This window comes from Bradyrhizobium sp. USDA 4516 (assembly GCF_054055915.1).
The window spans coordinates 7,014,399-7,036,617 of sequence record NZ_JBSRXT010000001.1 but is presented as its reverse complement, the minus strand read 5'-3'; the positions used below and the strand labels follow the sequence as shown (position 1 = coordinate 7,036,617).

At 65.2% G+C, this 22,219-nt stretch carries 24 protein-coding genes; 4 read left to right on the top strand and 20 right to left on the bottom strand.

The genetic code is table 11. From position 1 onward, the window contains the following. Positions 1–10: 10 nt before the first annotated feature. From ACVI1L_RS32100 to ACVI1L_RS32060, 9 genes are all read right to left on the bottom strand, one after another. A complete protein-coding gene (locus tag ACVI1L_RS32100; RefSeq protein ID WP_057019856.1) occupies positions 11–1,258 on the bottom strand; it encodes an MFS transporter in 1,248 nt (415 codons plus the stop codon). Beyond that, positions 1,255–2,637, bottom strand: a complete 1,383-nt coding sequence (der, locus tag ACVI1L_RS32095) for a ribosome biogenesis GTPase Der (RefSeq protein WP_076831908.1) — start codon at positions 2,635–2,637, stop codon at positions 1,255–1,257. Before der ends, ACVI1L_RS32100 begins: the two co-directional genes overlap by 4 nt. Before the next feature lie 153 nt (positions 2,638–2,790). After that, on the bottom strand, positions 2,791–3,348 hold the full coding sequence (locus ACVI1L_RS32090) for a hypothetical protein (protein WP_456784720.1): 558 nt from the start codon (positions 3,346–3,348) through the stop codon (positions 2,791–2,793). A 37-nt stretch (positions 3,349–3,385) separates the two neighbouring features. Beyond that, a complete protein-coding gene (locus ACVI1L_RS32085) occupies positions 3,386–4,042 on the bottom strand; it encodes a tetratricopeptide repeat protein (protein ID WP_028335134.1) in 657 nt (218 codons plus the stop codon). A 359-nt stretch (positions 4,043–4,401) separates the two neighbouring features. After that, positions 4,402–6,000 carry a class I adenylate-forming enzyme family protein gene (locus tag ACVI1L_RS32080; protein ID WP_456784719.1) on the bottom strand — a complete coding sequence of 533 codons (1,599 nt, stop codon included), beginning with the start codon at positions 5,998–6,000 and terminating at the stop codon, positions 4,402–4,404. A 10-nt stretch (positions 6,001–6,010) separates the two neighbouring features. After that, the gene (gene panB, locus ACVI1L_RS32075; RefSeq protein WP_456784718.1) at positions 6,011–6,832 is read right to left on the bottom strand and encodes a 3-methyl-2-oxobutanoate hydroxymethyltransferase; all 822 of its coding nucleotides are present in this window, start codon (positions 6,830–6,832) and stop codon (positions 6,011–6,013) included. Between the two features lie 2 nt (positions 6,833–6,834). Then, a complete protein-coding gene (locus ACVI1L_RS32070; protein WP_057019851.1) occupies positions 6,835–7,419 on the bottom strand; it encodes an NnrU family protein in 585 nt (194 codons plus the stop codon). A 192-nt stretch (positions 7,420–7,611) separates the two neighbouring features. Next, complete coding sequence (locus tag ACVI1L_RS32065) at positions 7,612–8,223, bottom strand: hypothetical protein (protein ID WP_456784717.1); 612 nt, start codon at positions 8,221–8,223, stop codon at positions 7,612–7,614. A gap of 99 nt (positions 8,224–8,322) precedes the next feature. Then, entirely contained in the window at positions 8,323–9,009 is a 687-nt protein-coding gene (locus tag ACVI1L_RS32060; protein ID WP_456784716.1) for a TetR/AcrR family transcriptional regulator, read from the bottom strand. A gap of 79 nt (positions 9,010–9,088) precedes the next feature. Between ACVI1L_RS32060 and ACVI1L_RS32055 the strand changes: the two genes are divergently transcribed. Then, positions 9,089–10,234 carry an FAD-dependent oxidoreductase gene (locus ACVI1L_RS32055; RefSeq protein ID WP_456785639.1) on the top strand — a complete coding sequence of 382 codons (1,146 nt, stop codon included), beginning with the start codon at positions 9,089–9,091 and terminating at the stop codon, positions 10,232–10,234. Between the two features lie 61 nt (positions 10,235–10,295). Here ACVI1L_RS32055 and ACVI1L_RS32050 read toward each other — a convergent pair whose 3' ends face one another. After that, positions 10,296–11,915, bottom strand: coding sequence for a peptide chain release factor 3 (locus ACVI1L_RS32050; protein ID WP_456784715.1), 1,620 nt, complete (start codon positions 11,913–11,915; stop codon positions 10,296–10,298). A 153-nt stretch (positions 11,916–12,068) separates the two neighbouring features. Between ACVI1L_RS32050 and sugE the strand changes: the two genes are divergently transcribed. Next, positions 12,069–12,383, top strand: coding sequence for a quaternary ammonium compound efflux SMR transporter SugE (gene sugE / locus ACVI1L_RS32045; protein ID WP_016839884.1), 315 nt, complete (start codon positions 12,069–12,071; stop codon positions 12,381–12,383). 60 nt (positions 12,384–12,443) lie between these two features. Here the strand turns inward: sugE and ACVI1L_RS32040 are convergent, their stop codons facing one another. The 7 genes from ACVI1L_RS32040 to ACVI1L_RS32010 form a co-directional block, all read right to left on the bottom strand. Further along, positions 12,444–13,448, bottom strand: coding sequence for an inorganic phosphate transporter (locus tag ACVI1L_RS32040; protein ID WP_057019847.1), 1,005 nt, complete (start codon positions 13,446–13,448; stop codon positions 12,444–12,446). A 99-nt stretch (positions 13,449–13,547) separates the two neighbouring features. Next, complete coding sequence (locus tag ACVI1L_RS32035; protein ID WP_456784714.1) at positions 13,548–14,192, bottom strand: DUF47 domain-containing protein; 645 nt, start codon at positions 14,190–14,192, stop codon at positions 13,548–13,550. A 145-nt stretch (positions 14,193–14,337) separates the two neighbouring features. Next, positions 14,338–15,306 carry a branched-chain amino acid ABC transporter permease gene (locus tag ACVI1L_RS32030; protein ID WP_057019845.1) on the bottom strand — a complete coding sequence of 323 codons (969 nt, stop codon included), beginning with the start codon at positions 15,304–15,306 and terminating at the stop codon, positions 14,338–14,340. A gap of 1 nt (position 15,307) precedes the next feature. Beyond that, a complete protein-coding gene (locus ACVI1L_RS32025) occupies positions 15,308–16,171 on the bottom strand; it encodes a branched-chain amino acid ABC transporter permease (protein WP_016839880.1) in 864 nt (287 codons plus the stop codon). 64 nt (positions 16,172–16,235) lie between these two features. Beyond that, positions 16,236–17,465, bottom strand: coding sequence for an ABC transporter substrate-binding protein (locus ACVI1L_RS32020; protein ID WP_057019844.1), 1,230 nt, complete (start codon positions 17,463–17,465; stop codon positions 16,236–16,238). 40 nt (positions 17,466–17,505) lie between these two features. Next, a complete protein-coding gene (locus tag ACVI1L_RS32015; RefSeq protein WP_076831885.1) occupies positions 17,506–18,249 on the bottom strand; it encodes an ABC transporter ATP-binding protein in 744 nt (247 codons plus the stop codon). After that, on the bottom strand, positions 18,242–18,997 hold the full coding sequence (locus ACVI1L_RS32010) for an ABC transporter ATP-binding protein (protein WP_016839877.1): 756 nt from the start codon (positions 18,995–18,997) through the stop codon (positions 18,242–18,244). The genes ACVI1L_RS32015 and ACVI1L_RS32010 overlap by 8 nt, the downstream gene beginning before the upstream one ends. Before the next feature lie 340 nt (positions 18,998–19,337). On the opposite strand from ACVI1L_RS32010, the gene ACVI1L_RS32005 reads away from it, so the two are divergent. Continuing rightward, entirely contained in the window at positions 19,338–19,493 is a 156-nt protein-coding gene (locus tag ACVI1L_RS32005) for a hypothetical protein (protein ID WP_253587048.1), read from the top strand. Between the two features lie 3 nt (positions 19,494–19,496). Beyond that, entirely contained in the window at positions 19,497–20,114 is a 618-nt protein-coding gene (locus ACVI1L_RS32000) for a hypothetical protein (protein ID WP_456784713.1), read from the top strand. Positions 20,115–20,159: 45 nt separating this feature from the next. Here the strand turns inward: ACVI1L_RS32000 and ACVI1L_RS31995 are convergent, their stop codons facing one another. The 3 genes from ACVI1L_RS31995 to ACVI1L_RS31985 form a co-directional block, all read right to left on the bottom strand. Next, the gene (locus tag ACVI1L_RS31995; RefSeq protein ID WP_085967190.1) at positions 20,160–20,528 is read right to left on the bottom strand and encodes an ArsC family reductase; all 369 of its coding nucleotides are present in this window, start codon (positions 20,526–20,528) and stop codon (positions 20,160–20,162) included. Positions 20,529–20,626: 98 nt separating this feature from the next. After that, a complete protein-coding gene (locus tag ACVI1L_RS31990) occupies positions 20,627–21,136 on the bottom strand; it encodes a cytochrome P460 family protein (RefSeq protein WP_076831881.1) in 510 nt (169 codons plus the stop codon). Positions 21,137–21,156: 20 nt separating this feature from the next. After that, positions 21,157–22,197, bottom strand: coding sequence for an alpha/beta fold hydrolase (locus ACVI1L_RS31985; RefSeq protein ID WP_168855625.1), 1,041 nt, complete (start codon positions 22,195–22,197; stop codon positions 21,157–21,159). Between the last annotated feature and the right edge of the window lie 22 nt (positions 22,198–22,219).

Genomic DNA, 22,219 nt, shown 5'->3' with positions numbered 1-22,219 from the left:
GCGGCCCGCCCTACGCTCTCTTTGCCGCCGTCGTGCGCCAGGCGATGGCGAGCGCGAGCAGCAGCAGCGCGCCGGCCAGATAGAACGGCGCGCCGGGCATCTTCACCGGCACGGTATCGCCGATGAAATACGCAAACGTCAGCGTGAACAGGAACGGGCCGATCAATTCCGACATGCTCTGCACGCTTGAAGTCGCGCCCTGCAACTGGCCCTGTTGATCGGCGGCGACGAGCTGCGTCGTCAGCGCCTGCGTCGCAGCGCCCGAGAGGCCCCACAGCGCCATCACGGGAATGCCGATCCAGAACAGCTGGCCGGTCGGCGCGGCGCCGAAGATCACGAAGCCCAGGGCGCCGCAGACGAGGCCGAGGAACAGCGCGTTGCGCTCGCCGAGGCGCTGCACGATCGGGCCGATCGCCGCGCCCTGCACGATCATGCCGCAGAGCCCGACCAGCGCCAGCGTCGCGCCGACGGTGCCGGTGTCCCAGCCATAGCGATAGGTGGCGTAGAGCACGAACACCGAGGGCAGCACGACATGCGCGAGCTGGCCGAAGAACGTCGCCAGCGACAGGCCGGCGAGCGTCCGGTTCGAGCGCAGGAAATGCAGCGCGCCGATCGGATTGGCGCTCTTCCATTTGAACGGCGCGCGCCGCTCCACGGGCAGCGATTCCGGCAGGATGAACAGGCCATACAGCCCGTTGACGAAGCTCAAACCCGCCGCCGCCCAGAACGGCAGCCGCGGATCGATCTCGCCGAGCAGGCCGCCGAGCGCCGGTCCGAGGATGAAGCCGGCGCCGAAGGCGACGCCAATCTTGCCGAACATCGCGGCGCGCTGCTCCGGCGCGGTGACGTCGGCGATATAGGCGAACACGGTCGAGATGCTCGACGAGGTGATGCCCGAGATCGCCCGCCCGATGAACAGCCAGATCAGGTTCGGCGCCAGCGCCATCAGCACATAGTCGGCGGCGAGGCCGAAATTCGACAGCAGAACCACCGGCCGGCGGCCGAAGCGATCGGACAGCGCGCCGAGGATCGGCGAGCAGACGAACTGCATCAAGGCCCAGATCGAGCCGAACACGCCGAAGATGCGCGCCGCATTTGCGGTGTCGTTGTTGACGAAGCCCTCGATCAGCTTGGGCAGGATCGGGATGATGATCCCGAGCGCGAGCATGTCGAGCAGCAACGTGATGAAGATGAAGATCACCGCGCCGCTGCGCGGTTGCGCTACAGCAACCGTGTCGCCCTCCGACCTTTCGCTCACGACGGGCGTTTGCGCTTGTGGGCGAACGGATTGGCCTTCTCGCGCAGCGTGATCCGGATCGGCGTGCCCGGCAGATCGAAGGTCTCGCGCAGCGAGTTGATGAGGTAGCGCAGATAGGATCGCGGGATCGCGTCGGCGCGCGAGCAGAACAGCACGAAGCTCGGCGGGCGCGCCTTCACTTGCGTGATGTAGTTCAGCTTCAGCCTGCGGCCCGAAACCGCCGGCGGCGGGTTGGCCTGGATCGCCTGCTCGAACCAGCGATTGAGCGCCGAGGTCGGCAAGCGCCGGTTCCAGACCGCGTAGGCCTCCTGGATCGCCGTCATCAGGCGGTCGATGCCTTCGCCCATCAGGCCGGAGACGGCGACGATCGGCGCGCCCTTGACCTGCGGCAGCCAGTGGTCGGCATCGGTGCGCAGTTGCGAGATCTGGTTGGGCTTGCGCTCGACCAGGTCCCATTTGTTGACCGCGAGCACGATGGCGCGGCCTTCGCGCTCGACCAGGTCGGCGATGCGCAGGTCCTGCTCCTCGAACTTGTTCTGCGCGTCCATCATCATCACGACGACTTCGGCAAAGCGCACCGCGCGCAACGCGTCGGCGACCGAGAGCTTCTCCAGTTTCTCCTCGATCCGCGAGCGGCGGCGCAGGCCGGCGGTGTCGAACACCCGGAACTGGCGGCCCTGCCAGGTGATCTCGACCGCGATGGAATCGCGCGTGGTGCCGGCCTCGGGGCTGGTCAGCAGCCGCTCCTCGCCCAGCAGATGGTTGATCAGCGTCGACTTGCCGGCATTGGGCCGGCCGACGATGGCGACGCGGATCGGGCGCTGCGCGGCCTCCTCCTCCGAGATGTCCTCATCGTCCTCAAGCTCGTCGTCTTCCTCCGGTGTCTCCGGCACCAGCGCGCTCAGCGCCTCGTGGAGGTCGCCCATGCCCTCGCCATGCTCGGCCGAGATCTGGACGGGATCGCCGAGCCCGAGCGCGTAGGATTCCATCGCGCCGATCTCGCCATGCTTGCCCTCGGCCTTGTTGGCGACCAGCACCACCGGCTTGTTGGCCTTTCGCGCGAAGTCGGCGAAGGCACGGTCGGTCGGCGTCAGGCCGACGCGGGCGTCGATCACGAACATCAGGGCGTCGGCGAGTTCGATCGCGGTTTCGGTCTGCTCCTGCATCCGCGCCGTCAGCGAACCCTTGGCGCCTTCGTCCAGACCTGCGGTGTCGATGATGGTGAAGTCGAGGTCGTAGAGCCTGGCCTGGCCCTCGCGACGGTCACGCGTCACGCCGGGCTCGTCGTCGACCAGCGCGAGCTTCTGGCCGACCAGCCGGTTGAACAGCGTCGACTTTCCGACATTGGGCCGGCCGATAATGGCGATGGTGAAAGACATGGATCATCCAGGCGCCGCGTTGCGGCGCGCGTCAATGAATTGAATTAGGAGCCTAAAGCGCGATGAGATCGGATTGAATCGTCATCGCGCCTTAGATTCTTGTTTTAGCATGATCTTTTCGGAAAACCGCTTCGCACTTTTCCGGATCATGCTCTAGCGGCTAAATCCGCCGCTCGGTAGCGGTGCGGGGAAGGCGCCGCCGGATTGTTGCGTGGTCTGGGTCTGCTGGGCCGGCGCCGCGGGCTGTGCCTGCTGGTCGTCGGCGGGCGGCGCGGTGGCGCGGCGGCGGACGATCTTCTTCGGCTTCGGCTCCGGCGGCAGCGCGGCGGGCGCGCCCTCCTCGGCTGCGGCATCGGGAGCAGCCGCTTGATCTGCGGCCGGCGCTGCCCTGCCCTTGGCGTGCTTCTTGGCGCCCTTCGGCGGCTCGGGCGGCGGGGCCGGCTGGGCGGCAGCGGCTGCCGCGGCGTTCTGCTGATCGAGCTGTTCCTGCTGCGAGCCCTTGTACAATTCCTTCGGCACACCCTGCTCGAGGCCGGGCACGCCTTCGGGGAAGACCGGCTTGCGGTCGCCGGCCAGCTTCTTCTTGGTGTCAAGGAAGTCGAGCAGGTCGCTCGGATCGAAATTGGACATGCCGCCACCGCCGCACCCCGCCAGCACGCTGCAAAGCGCTGTCAGAACTGCGGCTGCGATCAGGCGTTGCGAGCGGCGCATGGTCGATCTCTCACTCAAACCCGGGTTTCGCGCCAAGTCAGCTCTTCGCGACCGGCGGCAACAAGGCCTGCAGCGCTTCGGCACGCGAGCGCAGGCTCGGCGGCGTCTCACCGTCATTGGCAATCTGGTCGAGCCACTGCCGCGCGGCGGTGGCATCGTTGGCGCGCCAGGCCGACAGCGCCAGCAGCTCGCGGGCGGAGTGACGGAACGTCGAGTCCTTCGCCGTTGCCGTGGCCTCGAGCCGTTGCAGCATGTTCGGATAGGTGGTGGTTTCCATCGCGAGCTGCGCGGCGCGGATCCGCGCCAGGTCCTGCTCGGGACCGCCGACGCTGCGGTCGGCTGCGATCTCGTCATAGAGCTTCGCGGCAGCCGGCTGATCGCGGGTCGCGACCTCGGCGGCCATGCGCAGCCGCGCCAGATTGCGGTAGCCGGACGGTGCCTTGGTGATGAGAGCGGCGAACGCAGCCTCGGCCTCGGCGTGCTTGTTCTGATCGGACAATTCGACGGCACGGTCGAACGCCGCACCGGCCTCGGCGGCCTTCTTGGCCTCAAGATACTGGTAGCCGCGCCAGCCACCGACGCCCGCAACGATCAGGATCGCCAGGGCGATGATAAAGAGCGAGTACTTGTCCCACAGCTTCTTGAGCTGATCGCGACGGACTTCCTCGTCGACTTCGTCAAATAATTCAGACACTTAAGGCTATCCCATCCCCTCGGGACCGCTGCTATCGGTGGGGCCCAGCCCTACCCGATCCCCACATCGCGGCGGCGTTACCCTAATGGTGTGGCGGAGGCAAGGCAAAGCGAGGCGGATCAAAGCGTTAACGGGGGACGTTTGCGACTGGCCGCAACGGCGGCGGGCTCCCTCTCCCGCTTGCGGGGGAGGGTCGGGGTGGGGTGTCTCCACGAGTCGGATCAGTGAGAAAGTCCTTGTGCGGACAAAGCCCCCACGCGCCGCGCTGCGCGCGTTGACCTAAGAGCGAGCTTCGCTCGTCTCGACCCCCGCAAGCGGGAGCGGTGCACCGAATTCGCGGATGGTACGTCCACGCCTCGCTACGCGCCTATCGCGGACAGGCTCTCCCTGATCTGGCGCTTGATCACCTTGCCGTTGGCGTTGCGCGGCAGCGGCTCTGATGTCAGCGCCATGGTCTCCGGCACCTTGTAGTCGGAGAGCCGCTCGGCGCACCAGGCGCGCAGGCTCTCCGCATTCACGTCCGTGCGGGTCACGATCACGGCGTGCACGCGCTCGCCGAGCACCGGGCACGGCTTGGCGATGATCGCGCTCTCGACCACGGCGGGATGGCCGGCCAGAACAGACTCGACCTCGGCGGAATAGATCTTCAGGCCGCCGCGATTGATCATGTCCTTCTGGCGATCGAACACGTGGACGAAGTTTGCCGCGTCGATCGAACCGAGATCGCCGGAATGCCAGAAGCCGGCGGTGAAACTCTCCACGGTCGCCTTCGGATTGTTCCAGTAGCCCTTGATGACCGAGGCGCTGCGGATCCAGAGCTCGCCGATCTCGCCGCGCGGCAGTTCGCGGCCGTCAGCGCCCATCACGATGATCTCGGCGCCCGGGCACGGCAGGCCGACGCTGTCGATATGGGCGGCGGTCAGTTCGCCCGGCATCAGCGTCGAGGGCGACGTGGTCTCGGTCGCGCCGTAGCAATTCGCAAGCTTCAGCCCGGGAATCTTGGCGTCGAGTTTTTCGATGGTCGCGACCGGCATCGGCGCGCCGCCGAAGCCGCCGATCCGCCAGCTCGACAGATCGTAGCTGTCGAAGTCCGGCTGCATCAGGCAGAGATTGTACATCGCCGGCACCATCACCGTGTAGCTGACGCGCTCGCGCGCCGCGACCTTCAGATATTCCGAGGCCTTGAACTCCGGCATGATGATCAGCGCGCCGGCGCAGCGTGCCATGGTGGTGATGTTGGCGACCGCGCCGGTGACATGCGCGAGCGGCACCGCGGCGATCGAGCGATCCGACTTGGTCAGCTTCAGGCACGACACGAACACCATCGAGGAGTGGATGATGTTGCAATGGGCGAGCATGGCGCCCTTCGGCCGGCCCGTGGTGCCCGAGGTGTAGAGGATCATCGCGGTGTCCTCTTCCCTCACCTGTGCCGGCGCCTGGGCCGCAGCGTTGTCGGCGAGACCGGCGAATTGCGATGCGCCGTCGTCGCTGACCGAGATGCGATGCTTGAGGCCGGGAACGTCGGCCGCATCAGGGATGCGGTCGGCAAGCGTGGCCTCCTGGACCAGCAGCGTCGCACCGCAATCGTTCAGCACATAGGCGATCTCGGGCTTCTGCTGGCGCGTCGAGAGCAGCACCGTGACCAGCCCGGCATGCGCGGCGGCGAACATCGTCAGCACGAATTCGATGCGGTTGCCGAGCAGGATCGCGACGCGGTCGCCGGGCGCAAGGCCGAGTTTTACAAAGCCCGCCGCGACCTTGGCCGATTTCTCCGCGACCTCGCGCCAGCTCAGGCGCGTCGCGCCGCAGACCAGCGCCTCGCCGTCGCCGTTCTGCGCAACGGCGTCCGCGATCATCGCCCAAAGGCTGCCGGGCCGCTCCGGGAAAGCCGGCACGACGCGGTCGCCGAACCGCGGCTCGAGCCGCATCGGTGTAATTGCGTGCTGCGACCAGTCCATGCGCGCCCCGTCAGCTCTTCTTCATGCCGTAGACGTGCTCCGGCCCCGGGAAGGCGCGGCTCTTCACGTCGCGCGCATAGCCGGCGATCGCCTCCTCGATCATCGGCCCGAGATTGCCGTAGCGGCGCACGAATTTCGGCGCCCGCGGCGACAGGCCGAGCATGTCCTCCAGCACCAGCACCTGGCCGTCGCAGGCCGCGCTGGCGCCGATGCCGATGGTCGGCACCGCGATCGACTGCGTGATCTTGCGCGCCAGCGGCTCGGCGACCGCCTCGACCACGATCGAGAACGCGCCCGCCTCCGCGATCGCCCTGGCGTCGTTCTCGATCGGCGCCCAGCTCTCTTCCTCGCGGCCCTGCGCGCGGAACGAGCCAAGCGTGTTGATCGACTGCGGCGTCAGACCGATATGGCCCATCACCGGAATGCCGCGCTCGGACAGGAACGCCACCGTCTCCGCCATCCGCGCGCCGCCCTCGAGCTTGACCGCGCCGCACAGCGTCTCCTTCATGATCCGCACCGCGGATTGAAACGCCTGCTCCTTCGAACCCTCATAGGAGCCGAACGGCATGTCCACCACGACGAGCGCAGCTTGCGAGCCGCGCATCACCGCGCGGCCTTGCAGGATCATCATGTCGAGCGTGACCGGCACCGTGGTCTCGAAGCCGTGCATGACGTTGCCGAGGGAATCGCCGACCAGGATGGCGTCGCAATGACGGTCGACCAGCGCCGCGGTGTGCGCATGATAGGACGTCAGCATCACGATCGGCTCGCCGTTCTTGCGGGCGCGGAGATCGGGCGCGGTCTTGCGCTTGATGGCGGATTGAACAGACATAGTCAGGCTCCCATGACAGGCACGCCGATCACGACCGGGTGGAACGCAAACGCCAGCGCCAGATAGACGATGACACCGACCGCGATCGCGATCAGGTCGTTGGTTGGGCCGCCCACCGGAATCGGCGGCGCGCCGGCATCCGTGCGGCGCTTCAGCGAGATGCGGTCATAGACCGCCCAGCCGAGAAACGAGCCGAACAGGATGATCGAGCCGAGGTCGCCGTTGGCGAGCAGATGCGCGAACGCCCACAGCTTCACGCCGGCGAGCATCGGATGCTTCAGCGTGGTGTAGATGCGGCCGCGGATATAGGAGGCGACGACGAGGATGACGGCGGGCAGCATCAGCGCGACCGTGATGTGCTTGAGCGCCGTCGGCGGGGTCCAGACGTCGATCCATCCGCTCGCGCGATAATGCGCAAAGCCCCAGATGATCAGCACGAGCCCGGCCGCGGAGGCGAGCGAATAGGCGATCTTGTAGCCGCCCTCGCCCATCGCCTTGATCAGGCCGGCGCGCATCTCGCGCAGGCTGGACAGCACATGGACGCCGAGGAACAGCACGAGACCCAGGATCATGACGAGCAGTCCCACGATGTTCCTCCCCTGATCGATCAATGCCTTCGCGTATCACCTTCGCCGGGCGGGTGGCAATGCGTCACGCCACGACTCCGTCATTCCGGGATGGCCCGCAGGGCCGGACCCGGAATCTCGAGGTTGCCGGGCGCGCAAGCCAATCCCGGGATTCCGGGTTCGCGCTTCCAGCGCGCCCCTGAATGACGTGTCTCACGGCTTGTTGGCCGATTTGGCCAGCTCCCGGTTGTCGACATAGCGGATCATGATCGGCCGGCCGGCCAGCGCGCCGCCCAATCCGCCGGTGAATTTCAGCGGCAGGCAGGCATCCAGCGAGGCGTTGATCGCATTGAGGTAGGTGGTGCGGGTGTCGGCCGGGATGCCTCGCGTCGAAAACGTCAGGCGCGGCGCGCCGATCATCTCGCCCGATCGTTTGAAGCTGAAACGCACCGACATCTGCATGCCCGCGCGCGCGTCGTCCGGCGGTGGCGGCGCCCAGCAGGCGCGCAGCGCGGCGAACAGATCGCCGATGGTATTGAGATCATGATCCGGCTTGCGGTACTTCTCGACCTGATCCTGCGGTGGCACGGTCAGGATCGTGAGCTGGAGATTTTCGCCGTACGGATAATCCATCTCGGGCAGGCATGGCCCGTGGTTGAACACGCTGCAATAGGACGGGATGCAAGGCCCTTCGTCGAGCACGCTGCAAGGCGTGTGTGCGAAGGGCGCCGGGTTGGTTTGTTGCCGCTGCTGCGCAGAGGCCGCGCTCGCGAGCGCAAAGGCCGGCACGGCAAAAGCGAGGCAGATGGCGACGCGTCGGAGCATGCAGGCGGACCCGGATTGCACTCCGGAGAAAATGGGTCCGCGGCCGGACCGCATCAAGCGGGGCGGCGTTCAATTCCTCGCGCTTGTCAATACTAAAACCTAGGTTCGGCCGGTTCGTGTCCCCTTGATACCGGCGAGGATGAGATCGATGCCGGCGAGATAGTCGACACGGTCGTCGTGGTCCCGCATCGCGCCGGCCACGCTGCGTGCAAACGGGTAGTCGCTTGCGTCGAGCGCGGACCAGTCGGTCGCCACCGCATCCAGGAAGCTCGATCGGTCCAGGCCATGCGTCCGCGCGAACTGCGCGTTGGCTGCGTTCTGGCCACCGACGCCAAGGATGTAGTTCAGCAGGACCGAGACGATCGTCCACTGCGTGTCGGCAGCCACGCCAAGCGCGCGAACCTGCTGGCCGATGCATTCCAGAACGCGCACGGTCGGCAACTGCCCGGCAGCACGGATCAGCGCTGTCCCGACCCACGCATGCGCCTCCATTGCGTCGAACATGCCGAGCGCAAGGGCGCGAATGGTGGCCTTCGGCGATCCGCTGACCGCGTGCTCATCGACCATGCGCGCGACAATGGCATCGCAGGCGGCGACCAGCAGATCACTCTTGTTGGCGATATGCCAGTAGATCGCGCCGGGACCGGTCGCGAGCCGTTCGGACAGGGCGCGGAACGTCAGACCGTCCTCGCCGCTTTCGTCCAGGAGCTCGATCGAAGCCTCGATGATGCGATCCCGCGAGAGCGAGTCCTCGCGTCGCTGGCTGCTGCGCGCCTTCTTGACCATGCCGCATCTTGACACGTCTGGAACGGCATTCCAAGTATTGGAACGACGTTCCATAACTCTCAGCCCGGAAGGACTCCGCATGAAATCTCCCGTCACGATCGTCGGTGCCGGCCTCGGCGGCCTGACGCTTGCCCGCGTCCTCCACGTCCACGGGATCGCAGCGATCGTCTACGAAGCGGAGGCCTCCGCAGAGGCACGAACGCAGGGCGGCATGCTCGATATCCATGAGCACAACGGCCAACGCGCGCTGAAGGCCGCAGGCCTGTTTGAGGAGTTCCGCGAGCTGATCCACCCCGGCGGCCAGGAAACCCGCGCGCTCGATACCCAAGGCAATGTCCTGCTGCATCATCCGGACGACGGCACGGGCGGGCGCCCCGAGGTGCCGCGGGGCGAGCTGCGCCGGATCCTGCTCAATTCGTTGCCCGAAGGCACGGTGCGGTGGGGACACAAGGTCATAGCGGCCTCACCGCTCGGCGGCGGGCGGCATGTATTGAGCTTTGCCGACGGCACGACGGTGACGACCGACCTTCTGGTCGGGGCCGACGGTGCCTGGTCGCGCGTGCGATCGCTTCTCTCCGCAGACAAGCCGACCTATGTCGGCACTTCGTTCATCGAGACATATCTGTTCGACGCCGATGTCCGTCACCGAGCGAGCGCGGAAGCGGTTGGCGGCGGCGCCATGTTCGCGCTGGCGCCGGGAAAGGGCATCGCCGCGCATCGTGAGCCGAACGGCGTGCTGCACACCTATGTGGCGCTGACCAAGCGTGAGGAATGGTTTGCCAACCTCGACTTCTCCAACCCTGCGAGCGCCCTCGCCCGCGTCGCCGAGGAATTCGATGGCTGGGCCCGGGCGCTGACCGCGCTGATCACCGATGGCGAGACGGCGCCGGTGCTGCGCCTCATCCATGCGCTTCCGGTCGCACATCAATGGGACCACGTGCCCGGCGTCACGCTGCTCGGCGATGCAGCGCATCTGATGGTTCCATCGGGCGAAGGCGCCAATCTCGCAATGTACGACGGTGCCGAACTCGGCGCGGCGATCGCTGCCAACCCAGGTGACGTCGAGGCCGCCCTCGCCGCCTATGAAAAGGACCTGTTTCCCCGCAGCGCGTCCGAAGCGGCTGATGCGGAGGAGCTCCTCGAGTTGTGCTACGGCGCTAACGCGCCGCAGAGCCTGATCGACTTTTTCGGCAGTCACCTCCCCGCCGAGAACCGTAGCGAGTAACGGAGAAGCCGCGGCGTACCGGGTCCCCCGCCTTCCAGGGGGACGACACCGGAGCGAGCGCCTACGCCTTCTTCTTCACGTCCTTGACGTTGGAGAAGGTGATGCCCTCGGCGCGCTCGCGGGTGTAGCCGAGATAGAACTCGTTCTTGGCCATGAACACGGGATCGCCGTCGACGTCGTCGGCGATGCCGGAATTGTTGGCGGAGATGAAGGCGTCAAGCTGCTTACGGTCGTCGGACGAGATCCAGCGCGCCAGCGAAAATTCGCTGATCTCGAACTCTACCGGCAGCGAATATTCCGCATCGAGCCGCGCCTTCAGCACATCGAGCTGCAGCGGGCCGACCACGCCGACCAGCGCGGGCGCGCCGTCGCGCGGGCGGAACACCTGCACGACGCCCTCCTCCGACATCTGCTGCAAGGCTTCCTTCAGCTTCTTCGCCTTCATCGCGTCGGTCAGCCGAACGCGGCGGACGATTTCCGGCGCGAAGCTCGGCACGCCGACGAAGGTCAGATCCTCGCCCTCGGTCAGGGTGTCGCCGATCCTGAGCGTGCCGTGGTTCGGAATGCCGACGACGTCGCCGGCAAAGGCCTCGTCGGCGACCGAGCGGTCCTGCGCGAAGAAGAACTGCGGGCTCGACAGGCTCATGTTCTTGCCGGTGCGTACCAGCTTGGCCTTCATGCCGCGGCTGAGCTTGCCCGAGCACAACCGGGCGAAGGCGATGCGGTCGCGGTGGTTCGGATCCATGTTGGCCTGGATCTTGAACACGAACGCGCTCATGCGCGGCTCCGATGCCTCGACCTTGCGCAAATCCGAGTCCTGCGCGCGCGGCGCCGGTGCGAACTTGCCGAGGCCTTCCAGCAGATCGCCGACGCCGAAATTGCGCAGCGCGCTGCCGAAATAGACCGGCGTCAGGTGGCCCTCGCGGAACGCAGCGAGCTCGAACGGCTTGCAGGCTTCCGAGGCCAGCGCGAGCTCGTCCTTGACTTCGGCGACGTCGAGATTGGGATTGCGCTTGCCGAGATCGGCGATGTCGATCTGCTCGGTGGCGCCGGTCTTGGCGCCGCCGCCCTCGAGCAGCCGCACGCCGCCATTGACGACGTCATAGGTGCCGAGGAAGTCGCGGCCACGGCCGACCGGCCAGGTCATCGGCGTCGTGTCGAGCGCCAGCGTCTTCTCGATCTCGTCCAGAAGCTCGAACGTGTCGCGGCTCTCGCGGTCCATCTTGTTAATGAAGGTGATGATCGGAATGTCGCGCAGCCGGCACACCTCGAACAGCTTTCGGGTGCGCGCCTCGATGCCTTTCGCCGCGTCGATCACCATCACAGCGGAATCGACCGCGGTCAGCGTGCGATAGGTATCTTCCGAAAAGTCCTCGTGGCCCGGCGTGTCCAAGAGGTTGAACACGAGGTCGTTGAACTCGAAGGTCATCACCGAGGTGACGACCGAGATGCCGCGCTCGCGCTCGATCTTCATCCAGTCCGAGCGCGTGTTGCGCCGCTCGCCCTTGGCCTTGACCTGGCCCGCGAGATTGATGGCGCCCCCGAACAGCAGCAGCTTTTCCGTCAGCGTGGTCTTGCCGGCGTCCGGGTGCGAGATGATCGCAAAGGTGCGCCGTCGCGCCACTTCCGCTGAAAGCGGCGAGCGGGACGGCGATTCGGCTGAAACTGAAATGTCGGACATGGCGGGGCATTTGGCAGGGAAAACGGGCGCAATCAAGGGCGTTTTGTCGCAATGCGGAACGCCCGCACCATCCCCATATGGGCACCGGAAGGACGACCTTCTCCTCACCATACCATTCGCGGGGACGACCCTGCCTTATCTGGAGGGTTCGTGATGGCTTGGACCATTCTGTTCACCGCTGGCCTGCTCGAGATCGGCTGGGCGATCGGGCTGAAATATACCGAAGGTTTCTCGCGGCTGGTGCCGTCGGTGCTGACGCTGGCGGCGATGGCCGGCAGCGTGATCCTGCTCGGCCTCGCGCTGAAGACGCTGCCGATTGGAACCGCCTATGCGGTCTGGACCGGGATCGGCGCGGTCGGTACCGCGGCGCTCGGCATCATCCTGCTCGGCGAACCCGCGACCGCGATGCGGCTTGCCAGCATCGGACTGATCGTTGCCGGCATCGTCGGGCTGAAGCTGGTCGGCTGATTACTCCTTTTTGGGAAGCGTCTTCTTAACGCGAACCGGCTTCCACTTCGCTCGAAAACGCTACTTCAGAATCTGCACCGCCCAATAGCTCGCGGCTGCGACCGCGGCCGACGCCGGGATCGTGATCACCCAGGCGTAGACGATCGAGCTCGCCACATTCCAGCGCACGGCGGAAAGCCGCCGTGCGGCGCCGACGCCGACGATGGCGCCCGTGATGGTGTGCGTGGTCGATACGGGAACCCCGAGATAGGTCGCCATGAACAGCGTCACGGCGCCGCCGGTTTCGGCGCAGAAACCCTGCATCGGCGTCAGCTTGGTGATCCGCAGCCCCATGGTGCGGACGATCCGCCAGCCGCCCATCAGGGTACCCAGCGCCATCGCGCCCTGGCAGGCCAGCACCACCCAGAACGGAATTTCGAAGGTGTCGCCAAGATGGCCCTGCGAATAGAGCAGCACGGCGATGATGCCCATGGTCTTTTGCGCGTCGTTGCCGCCATGGCCGAGCGAATAGAGCGACGCCGAGGCGAATTGCAGGATGCGGAATGCGCGATCGACCGCGAACGGCGTCGAGCGCACCGAGAGCCAGGACACGATCGCGACCAGCACCAGCGCCAGCAGGAAGCCGACCAGCGGCGACAGCACGATCGCGAGCAAGGTCTTGGAGAGCCCGCTCCACACCGCCGCCGAAATCCCCGCCTTCGCCATGCCGGCGCCGACCAGGCCGCCGATCAGCGCGTGCGAGCTCGACGACGGAATGCCCAGCGCCCAGGTGATCACGTTCCAGACGATCGCGCCGACCAATGCTGCGAAGATCACGGTCGCATCCACCACCGACGGCTCGATGATCCCGGTGCCGATCGTGTTGGCAACGTGCAGGCCGAACACCAGGAACGCGAGGAAGTTGAAGAACGCCGCCCAGAACACCGCATATTGCGGCCGCAGCACGCGGGTCGAGACGATGGTCGCGATCGAGTTCGCGGCGTCGTGCAGGCCGTTCAGGAAGTCGAACAGCAGCGCGACCGCGATCAGGATGGTCAGAATTGGAAGACCCAGCGTGGCGTCCACGTGATGCCCCACTCTATTGTGCTTTGTTGAGCATGATCGCCGCGCAAACGCTTCGCGTTTGTCGCAGGGAAAACCGCATCACACTTTTCCGGATCATGCTCAGACTTGCTCGATCACGATCGAGTTGATCTCGTTCGCCACGTCGTCGAAACGGTCGGCCACTTTCTCGAGATGGTCGTAGATCTCCGCGCCGACGATGTAGTCCATCGCGTTGGCGTCGCGGTGCTTCAGGAACAGCTCCTTGAGCCCGATATCCTGGAGATCGTCGACCCGGCCCTCGAGCTTGGTCAGTTCCTCGGTGATCTGGGTCAGCATCGAGACGTTGTGGCCGATCGACTGCAACAGGGGCAGCGCGCGGCCGACCAGATTGGCGCATTCGACGATCAGGCCGCCCATCTCGCGCATCGGCGGCTCGAACTCGCGCACCTCGAACAGCATGACCGCCTTTGCGGTCGCCTGCATCTGGTCGACCGCGTCGTCCATCGAGGTGATCAGGTTCTTGATATCGCCACGATCGAACGGGGTGATGAAGGTGCGGCGAACCGCGGTCAGGACCTCGCGGGTGACGCTATCGGCGTCGTTCTCGAACTGATTGACGCGCTGGCAAAAGACCGGAGTCTCCTCCCCGCCCTTCAGCATGTCCTGCAACGCCAATGCGCATTGCACGGAGGTCTGGGCGTGTCGGGCGAACAGGTCGAAAAACCGCTCTTCCTTGGGCAGGAAGGCGCGAAACCAGCGCAGCATGTCTCAGTTCCATCATTCCGGGACAGCCCTTTTAGCGACTGTCACAGAACTGTCATAGAGCATCTGGCGGGGAAAGCATCGGGATCGACCGCCCGAGCGGGCGGTCGTCCACCGCTAAGTCGGCCGAAAGTCGCCGAGGTCTGCCCTACAGCGACCGCCGCAACAAATGGGCCAGTTCACCGACCAGGCCGCGCCGGAACAGCAGCACGCAGGCCACGAAGATCACGCCCTGGATCACCGTCACCCACTGGCCGAAACCGGCGAGATATTGCTGCATGGCGATGATCACGAAGGCGCCGACCACCGGGCCGAAGATGGTGCCGAGACCGCCGACCAGCGTCATCAGCACGATTTCACCGGACATCGACCAGTGCACGTCGGTGAGCGAGGCATTCTGCGCCACGAACACCTTCAGCGAGCCGGCAAAGCCCGCCAGCGTGCCCGACAGGATGAAGGCGAGCAGCTTGTACTGGTCGGTCTTGTAGCCAAGCGAAATCGCCCGCGGCTCGTTTTCGCGGATCGACTTCAGCACCTCGCCGAACGGCGAGTTGATGGTGCGGTAGATCAGCAGGAACCCGGCGAGGAAGCCGACCAGCACGACATAGTAAAGCACCAGCGGCTTCGAGAGATCGAAGATGCCGAGCAGGTGGCCTTGCGGAATGCCCTGGATGCCGTCTTCACCATGGGTGAACGGCGCCTGCAAATAGAGGAAGTAAAGCAGCTGCGACAGCGCCAGCGTGATCATCGAGAAATAGATGCCCTGCCGCTTGATCGAGATGTAGCCGGTGACCAAGCCGAGCAAGGCCGCGGCCGCGGTGCCGACCAGGATGCCGAGCTCCGGCGTCAGCCCCCACACCTTCAGCGCGTGGGCCGAGACGTAACCGGCGGTGCCGAGGAACATCGCGTGGCCGAACGACAGCAGGCCGCCATAGCCGATCAGGAGGTTGAAGGCGCAAGCGAGCAGCGCGAAGCACAGCGCCTGCATGACGAAGAACGGATAGATCCCCGTCCACGGCACGATCGCCAGCAGCAGCGCCATCGCGGCGAATACGATCATCTCGTCGCGCATCGCGCGCGGCGTGATCGGAAGTGTATCGTCGGTCAATGCTGACATATCAAGCCGCCCGTCCCGTCAGTCCCGTTGGCTTCACCAGCAACACCACCACCATCAGGACAAACACCACGGTGTTGGAGGCCTCGGGATAAAAATACTTGGTCAGTCCCTCGATCACGCCTAGCGCGAAGCCGGTGATGATCGAGCCCATGATCGAGCCCATGCCGCCGATCACGACCACCGCGAACACCACAATGATGAGATCGGCGCCCATCAGCGGGCGGACCTGGTTGATCGGCGCCGACAGCACGCCGGCGAGCGCGGCAAGACCGACGCCGAGCCCGTAGGTCAGCGTGATCATGCGCGGCACGTTGATGCCGAACGCGCGCACCAGCGTCGGGTTCTCGGTTGCGGCGCGCAGGTAGGCGCCGAGCTGTGTCTTCTCGATCAGGAACCAGGTGGCAAGGCACACCACGAGCGAGAAGATGACGACCCAGCCGCGATAGATCGGCAGGAACATGAAGCCGAGATTGACGCCGCCCTTGAGCTGATCCGGGATCGAGTAAGGCAGGCCCGAGGACCCGAAATAGTTCTGGAACACGCCCTGCACGATCAGCGCGATGCCGAAGGTCAGCAGCAATCCGTAGAGATGATCGAGGCCGGTCAGCCATTGCAGCATGGTCCGCTCGAGGATCATGCCGAAGATGCCGACCACGACGGGTGCGATGATCAGCGCCCACCAGTAATTGATGCCGCCCAGGTTGAGCAGGAAATACGCCACGAAGGCGCCCATCATGTAGAGCGCGCCATGCGCGAAATTGATGATGTTGAGCATGCCGAAGATGACGGCGAGCCCCAGACTGAGCAGCGCGTAGAACGAGCCGTTGATCAGTCCCACCAGAAGCTGTGCGTAGAGAGCCTGCATCGAATGAGCTTTCGCTAGATAGATGAAGCCCGCCGGCCACGCGCATGGCCGGCGGGCATGATCGTCACTTCTTCAGAAGCGCGCAGGCGCTCTTGTCGAGCGGCGTGAAGGCCTGGTTGCCCGGCACGGTGCCGACCAGCTTGTAGAAGTCCCACGGTCCCTTGGACTCCGAAGGCTTCTTCACTTCGAACAGGTAGGCGTCGTGGGTGACGCGGCCGTTGGCCTCGACCTCGCCCTTGCCGAACAGCGGATCGTCGGTCGGGATCGTCTTCATCTTCGCGACCACCTTGGCGCCGTCATGCGGATTGCCGCCGAGCGCTTCCAGCGCCTTGAAGTAATGCATGAGGCCCGCATAGACGCCGGCCTGCACCATGGTCGGCGGCGCGCTGTTCTTCATCCGCTCCGAGAAGCGCTTGGAGAAGGCGCGGGTCTTGTCGTTGAGGTCCCAGTAGAACGTCTCGGTGAAGTTGAGGCCCTGCGCAGTCTCGAGCCCGATCGCCTTGACGTCGGTGAGGAACAGCAGCAGCGCCGCGAGCTTCTGGCCGCCCTTGACGATGCCGAACTCGGCCGCCTGCTTGATCGAGTTGGTGGTGTCGCCGCCGGCATTGGCGAGACCGATGATCTTGGCCTTGGAGGCCTGCGCCTGCAGCAGGAAGGAGGAGAAGTCAGCGGTGTTGAGCGGATGCTTGACGCCGCCGACCACCTTGCCGCCATTGGCGGTGACGACGGACGTGGTGTCGCGCTCGAGCGCGGCGCCGAACGCGTAATCCGCGGTGAGGAAGAACCAGGTGTCCCCGCCCGCCTTCACCAGCGCCTGGCCGGTGGCGTGGGCGAGCATGTAGGTGTCGTAGGTCCAGTGCACGGTATTCGGCGAGCACTGCGCGTTGGTGAGATCCGAGGTGGCGGCGCCTGAATTGATGTAGACGCCGTTCTTTTCCTTCACGACGTTGTTGACCGCGAGCGCGACGCCGGAATTCGGCACGTCGACGATGGTGTCGACCTTGTCGACGTCGAACCACTGGCGGGCGATGGTGGTGCCGATATCGGGCTTGTTCTGGTGATCGCCGGAGATCAGGTCGATGGTCCAGCCCTTGGCCTTGAGGCCGGAGTCCTCGATCGCCATCTGCGCCGCCAGCGTCGAGCCGGGGCCGGCGAGATCCGCGTAGAGGCCGGACTGGTCCGACAGCGCGCCGATCTTGACCGTCTTGTCGAGCTTTTCCTGGGCGGAGGCGACGCTTGCGGCGGACAGCACCATCGCGGTGCCGAGCAAGAGCGCCGAAATCTTGTTCTTCATGTCGTATTCCCTCGTCCTAAATTTTCTGGTTCTGGCGATATCAGACGCCGAGATAGGTATGGAGCTTGTCCATGTTGGCCGACAGCTCCGAATTCGCGAAGCCGTCGATCACCTTGCCGTGCTCGACAATGTAATAGCGGTCCGCAACGGTCGAGGCGAAACGGAAATTCTGCTCGACCAACAGGATCGTGAATCCCTGCGACTTCAGGCGCGCAATGGTGTGCCCGATCTGCTGGATGATGACCGGCGCCAACCCTTCGGTCGGCTCGTCCAGCATCAGGAAGCGCGCGCCGGTGCGCAGGATGCGCGCAATCGCCAGCATCTGCTGCTCGCCGCCCGAGAGCTTGGTGCCCTGGCTGGTGAGGCGCTCCTTCAGGTTGGGAAACAGCGTGAAGATCTGGTCGAGCGGCAGGCCGCCCGGCCGCACCACCGGCGGCAGCAGCAGGTTCTCGCGCACGTCGAGGCTGGCGAAAATGCCGCGCTCCTCGGGACAGAATGCGATGCCGAGCCGCGCGATTTTGTCCGAGGTGGCGCGGATGATTTCCTGATTGTCGAAGCGGATCGAGCCGGAGCGCTTGTTGATGACGCCCATCACCGACTTCAACGTGGTGGTCTTGCCGGCGCCGTTGCGGCCGAGCAGCGTCACCACCTCGCCGGCCTTCACGTTGAAATTGATGCCGTGAAGGATGTGGGATTCGCCGTACCAGGCCTGCAGATCCTTGACCGTCAGCACGTCGGCGCCGGCCGCAGCGACGGGCTTCTCCGCCAGTTTTGCCTCAGCCATGACCCGCTCCCAGATAGGCTTCCTTCACGCGCTCGTCCTTGGAGAGGTCGGCGTAGTTGCCCTCCGCCAGCACCTGCCCGCGCGTCAGCACCGTGATGATGTCGGAGAGGTTGGCCACCACCGAGAGGTTATGTTCGACCATCAGGATGGTGTATTTCGCGGAGATCCGCTTGATCAGCGCCGCGATCTTGTCGATGTCCTCGTGGCCCATGCCGGCCATCGGCTCGTCGAGCAGCATCATCTCGGGGTCGAGCGCGAGCGTCGTTGCAATTTCAAGTGCGCGCTTGCGGCCGTACGGCATCTCGACCGCCGGCGTGTTGGCGAATTCGCTCAAGCCGACGTCGTTCAGGAGCTCGTGGGCGCGCGGATTGAAGCGGTCGAGCACGCTTTTCGAACGCCAGAAATCGAACGACGAACCGTGCTGCCGCTGCAGCGCCACGCGAACGTTCTCGAGCGCGGTCAGATGCGGAAATACCGCCGAAATCTGAAACGAACGGACCAGCCCGAGGCGCGCCACGTCGGCCGGCGGCATCGCGGTGATGTCGTGGCCCTTGTAGCGAATCTGGCCTGCCGACGGCTTCAGGAATTTGGTCAGCAGATTGAAACAGGTCGTCTTGCCGGCGCCGTTCGGCCCGATCAACGCATGGATACTGCCCCGACGCACTTTCAACGCGACGTCGCGAACGGCGAAGAAACCCGCGAATTCCTTGGTCAATCCGCTGGTTTCGAGGATGAACTCATCTGCCAAATAGATTCCCCCATACGCCATCGCTGCGAAGCCCCTCGCCCGCGTGGCCAGCTTTTTTCGTGTCCGACAGGCGTCCGATCCGTCTTGGAAACCGTCCGGGGGCCCGTCGCCTCCGGGCCGGAATATGCCGTCATCTGCGGCAGTTACGCAAGGTGGAAAGCTGTGCAGTGCGGCATCAGCGTGACCGGTTCCGGTTGATCCTTAGTCGAATGGCATTTCGGTGCGCTTTGCGCCTCGGGAAAGCGGTCGTTAACGGTGTTTTGCTCCGGACTCCCACTTTCATAGAATATTTGCGCCTCTCGCCGAAGCTCCGGCTATTGCATGATGAACGGCTAGAGCCTTGCATTTCGAGCGCGCCAATCCTTCAGTCGTCAAATCGATCCCACAACGTGATTTCCCCGGCACGTGGCTGCGACTTTATGCCCGCAGCCAAACCATCCCGCAGATCGATGAACTTGTCTTTGGCCGCATCCCCTTTGTGCCTGAGTTCGGCTAGCCGATGCAATTCCGAAGCGCCGATCCATCGGTGGTCAAATCGATCACGCAGCGTGTGCTGCTGAACGCCTGGCTGCGCGCGCTGCGCATGCCGGACGCGCTTCCCCTGCTGTGCGACTTCCACACCGAGGGCACCGCCGACGAGCGCGCCGACATGATGGGCTTTGACGTGGTCGGCAGTGGCGAGGCCGCCCGTTTCCTGATCACGCAGGAAGGCGCGAGGCTGACGACGGCCTATGGCAACGAGCACGTCGAGCCGCGGCTGCGCACCAACCGCTATCTCGATGACGCGATCGGCCCCGAGCGCTATGCCGGCGTGATCCTGTCCTATCGTGCTTGCCTCGCGCGCAAGCGTCCGACCTATACAGTTGCGGAGGTCACGGACGCCGACGGCAAGGACGTGTCCTATGAGCGGCTGCTGCTGCCGTTCGGACGCGGCGACAGCGTCGAGCACATCATCGGCTCCTACAAGGCGATCAGCATCGACGGCGGCTTCCGGCTGCACAATCTGATGGGCGTGGCTGCGAAGTCGGCCCCGGTGGTCACGGAGCGGGCCGTGATCGACCGCAGGTTCGTGCCCGCGGATCGTCCGGCAAGTCAGGATTCAGTCGAGCTGATCTAGACTCGTCACTTCTCGCGAAGCGGTCGCGGCATCGCTGGAAGCGCCTTAGCCCTTCTTGCGCGCCTTCGCCGGCACTTCCTTGGCGTAGATGTCCGGCTTGAAGCCGACCACGCGCTTGCCCCCGAGATCGAGCACCGGGCGCTTGATCATCGAGGGCTGCTCGGCCATCAGCGCCAGCGCCTTGCGCTCGTTCAGGCCTTCCTTGTCGGCATCGGGCAGCTTCTTGAAGGTGGTGCCGGCGCGATTGAGCAGTGTCTCCCAGCCGACCTCGTCGCTCCACTGCTTGAGCTTATCCTTGGCGATCCCGGCGGTCTTGTAGTCGTGGAAGTCGTAGGCGACGCCGTGATCGTCGAGCCAGGCCCGCGCCTTCTTCATGGTGTCGCAGTTCTTGATGCCGTAGATGGTGATGGTCAATGCCGTTCCCCGCACGCGATTGCGGCGGGAAATTAGCCTCGCGGCAATCCCGGCGCCAGATCGGAGCCATCAGGTCTCCACACCGATATTGCCGGCATTCAATGCGCATAGTGCGTGAAGACGAAATCGTGATCGCTGGCATGGGCCTCGTGGCAGGCGAAACAGGTCTCGTGCTGAGCGGCATCGACCGGCTTGCCGTCGACGAAGCGGCCGAACCCCCAGCCTCCGGTCGATGCATATTTGGCCGCGTCCTTGACCATGACCTGGACCGTGGTCGCCGGCCCCGCGATGAAGGCGCCGTTGAGGCCATCAACGGGCTTGCGCTTCCAGGCCAGCTTGACCAGCACGGTGCCGTCGGGGAAACGCGCGGCGCCGTCCTGATAGGCCTTCACGGCGGTCGCGTTGCCGAGCACGCTGCGCAGTTCGTCGAGCCCGGTCTCCTCGCCGACCGCGATCAGCTTCCAGTCGCGATAGCCGTCGGGGATTTTCACGCCGAAGATCGGCGATGCCAGTGCGGCGTCATCGGCATGTCCGACGGCAAACGGCAATGACGCGCTGATGCAGGCTGCCGCGATCGCGGCAGCTGCCCATTTCAAAACCTGTCTCATGATCCTCGATCGGCTCCGTCTCAGACCTTGCTGACGTCGATGATGGCCTGGACGAAGGCCTGCGGCGCCTCCTGCGGCAGATTGTGGCCGATGCCGCCGGTCAGGAGCCGATGTTCGTAATGGCCGGAAAACTTCTTGGCATAGGCCGCGGGCTCCGGATGCGGCGCGCCGTTGGCATCGCCCTCCATCGTAATGGTCGGGATCGCGATCACGGGCGCCTGGGCGAGCGTCTTCTCGAACGCGTCGTACTTCGCCTCGCCCTCGGCGAGACCAAGCCGCCAGCGGTAATTGTGGATCACGATATCGACGTGATCAGGATTCTCGAAGGCCGCCGCGCTGCGGTCGTAGGTGGCGTCGTCGAACTTCCACTGCGGCGACGCCAGCTGCCAGATCAGCTTGTTGAAATCGTGCCGGTTCTTGGCATAGCCCTCGCGGCCGCGCTCGGTCGCGAAATAGAACTGGTACCACCATTGCAGCTCGGCCTTCGGCGGCAGCGGCATCTTGCCGGCCGCCTGGCTGCCGATCAGATAGCCGCTCACCGAGACCATGGCTTTACAGCGCTCGGGCCAGAGCACCGCCATGATGTTGGCGGTGCGCGCGCCCCAATCATAGCCGCCGAGCACGGCCTTCTCGATCTTCAACGCGTCCATCAGCGCGATGATGTCGGCTGAGACCGCGACCGGCTGGCCGCTGCGCATGGTGTCGCTGGAGAGGAAGCGCGTGGTGCCATAGCCGCGCAGATGCGGCACGATCACGCGGTAGCCGGCCTCGGCCAGCGCCGGCGCGACGTCGGCATAGCTGTGGATGTCGTAGGGCCAGCCGTGCAGCAGGATCACTGCGGGACCGGACGCAGGACCCATCTCGACATAGCCGGTATCAAGCACGCCGGCATTGATCTGCTTGACCGGACCGATCGTGGTGTGGGCGCCGGCCTTGATCGCAGGCAGCGCCGGCTTGGACTGAGCCTGAGCGGAACCGACGAACCCGAACCGGGAAGCGGCAAGGATCCCGCCGGCGATGCCAAGGAAGCGGCGGCGCTGCTGATTGATGGACTGCGACATGGCGATCTCCTTAAGTCTGGTG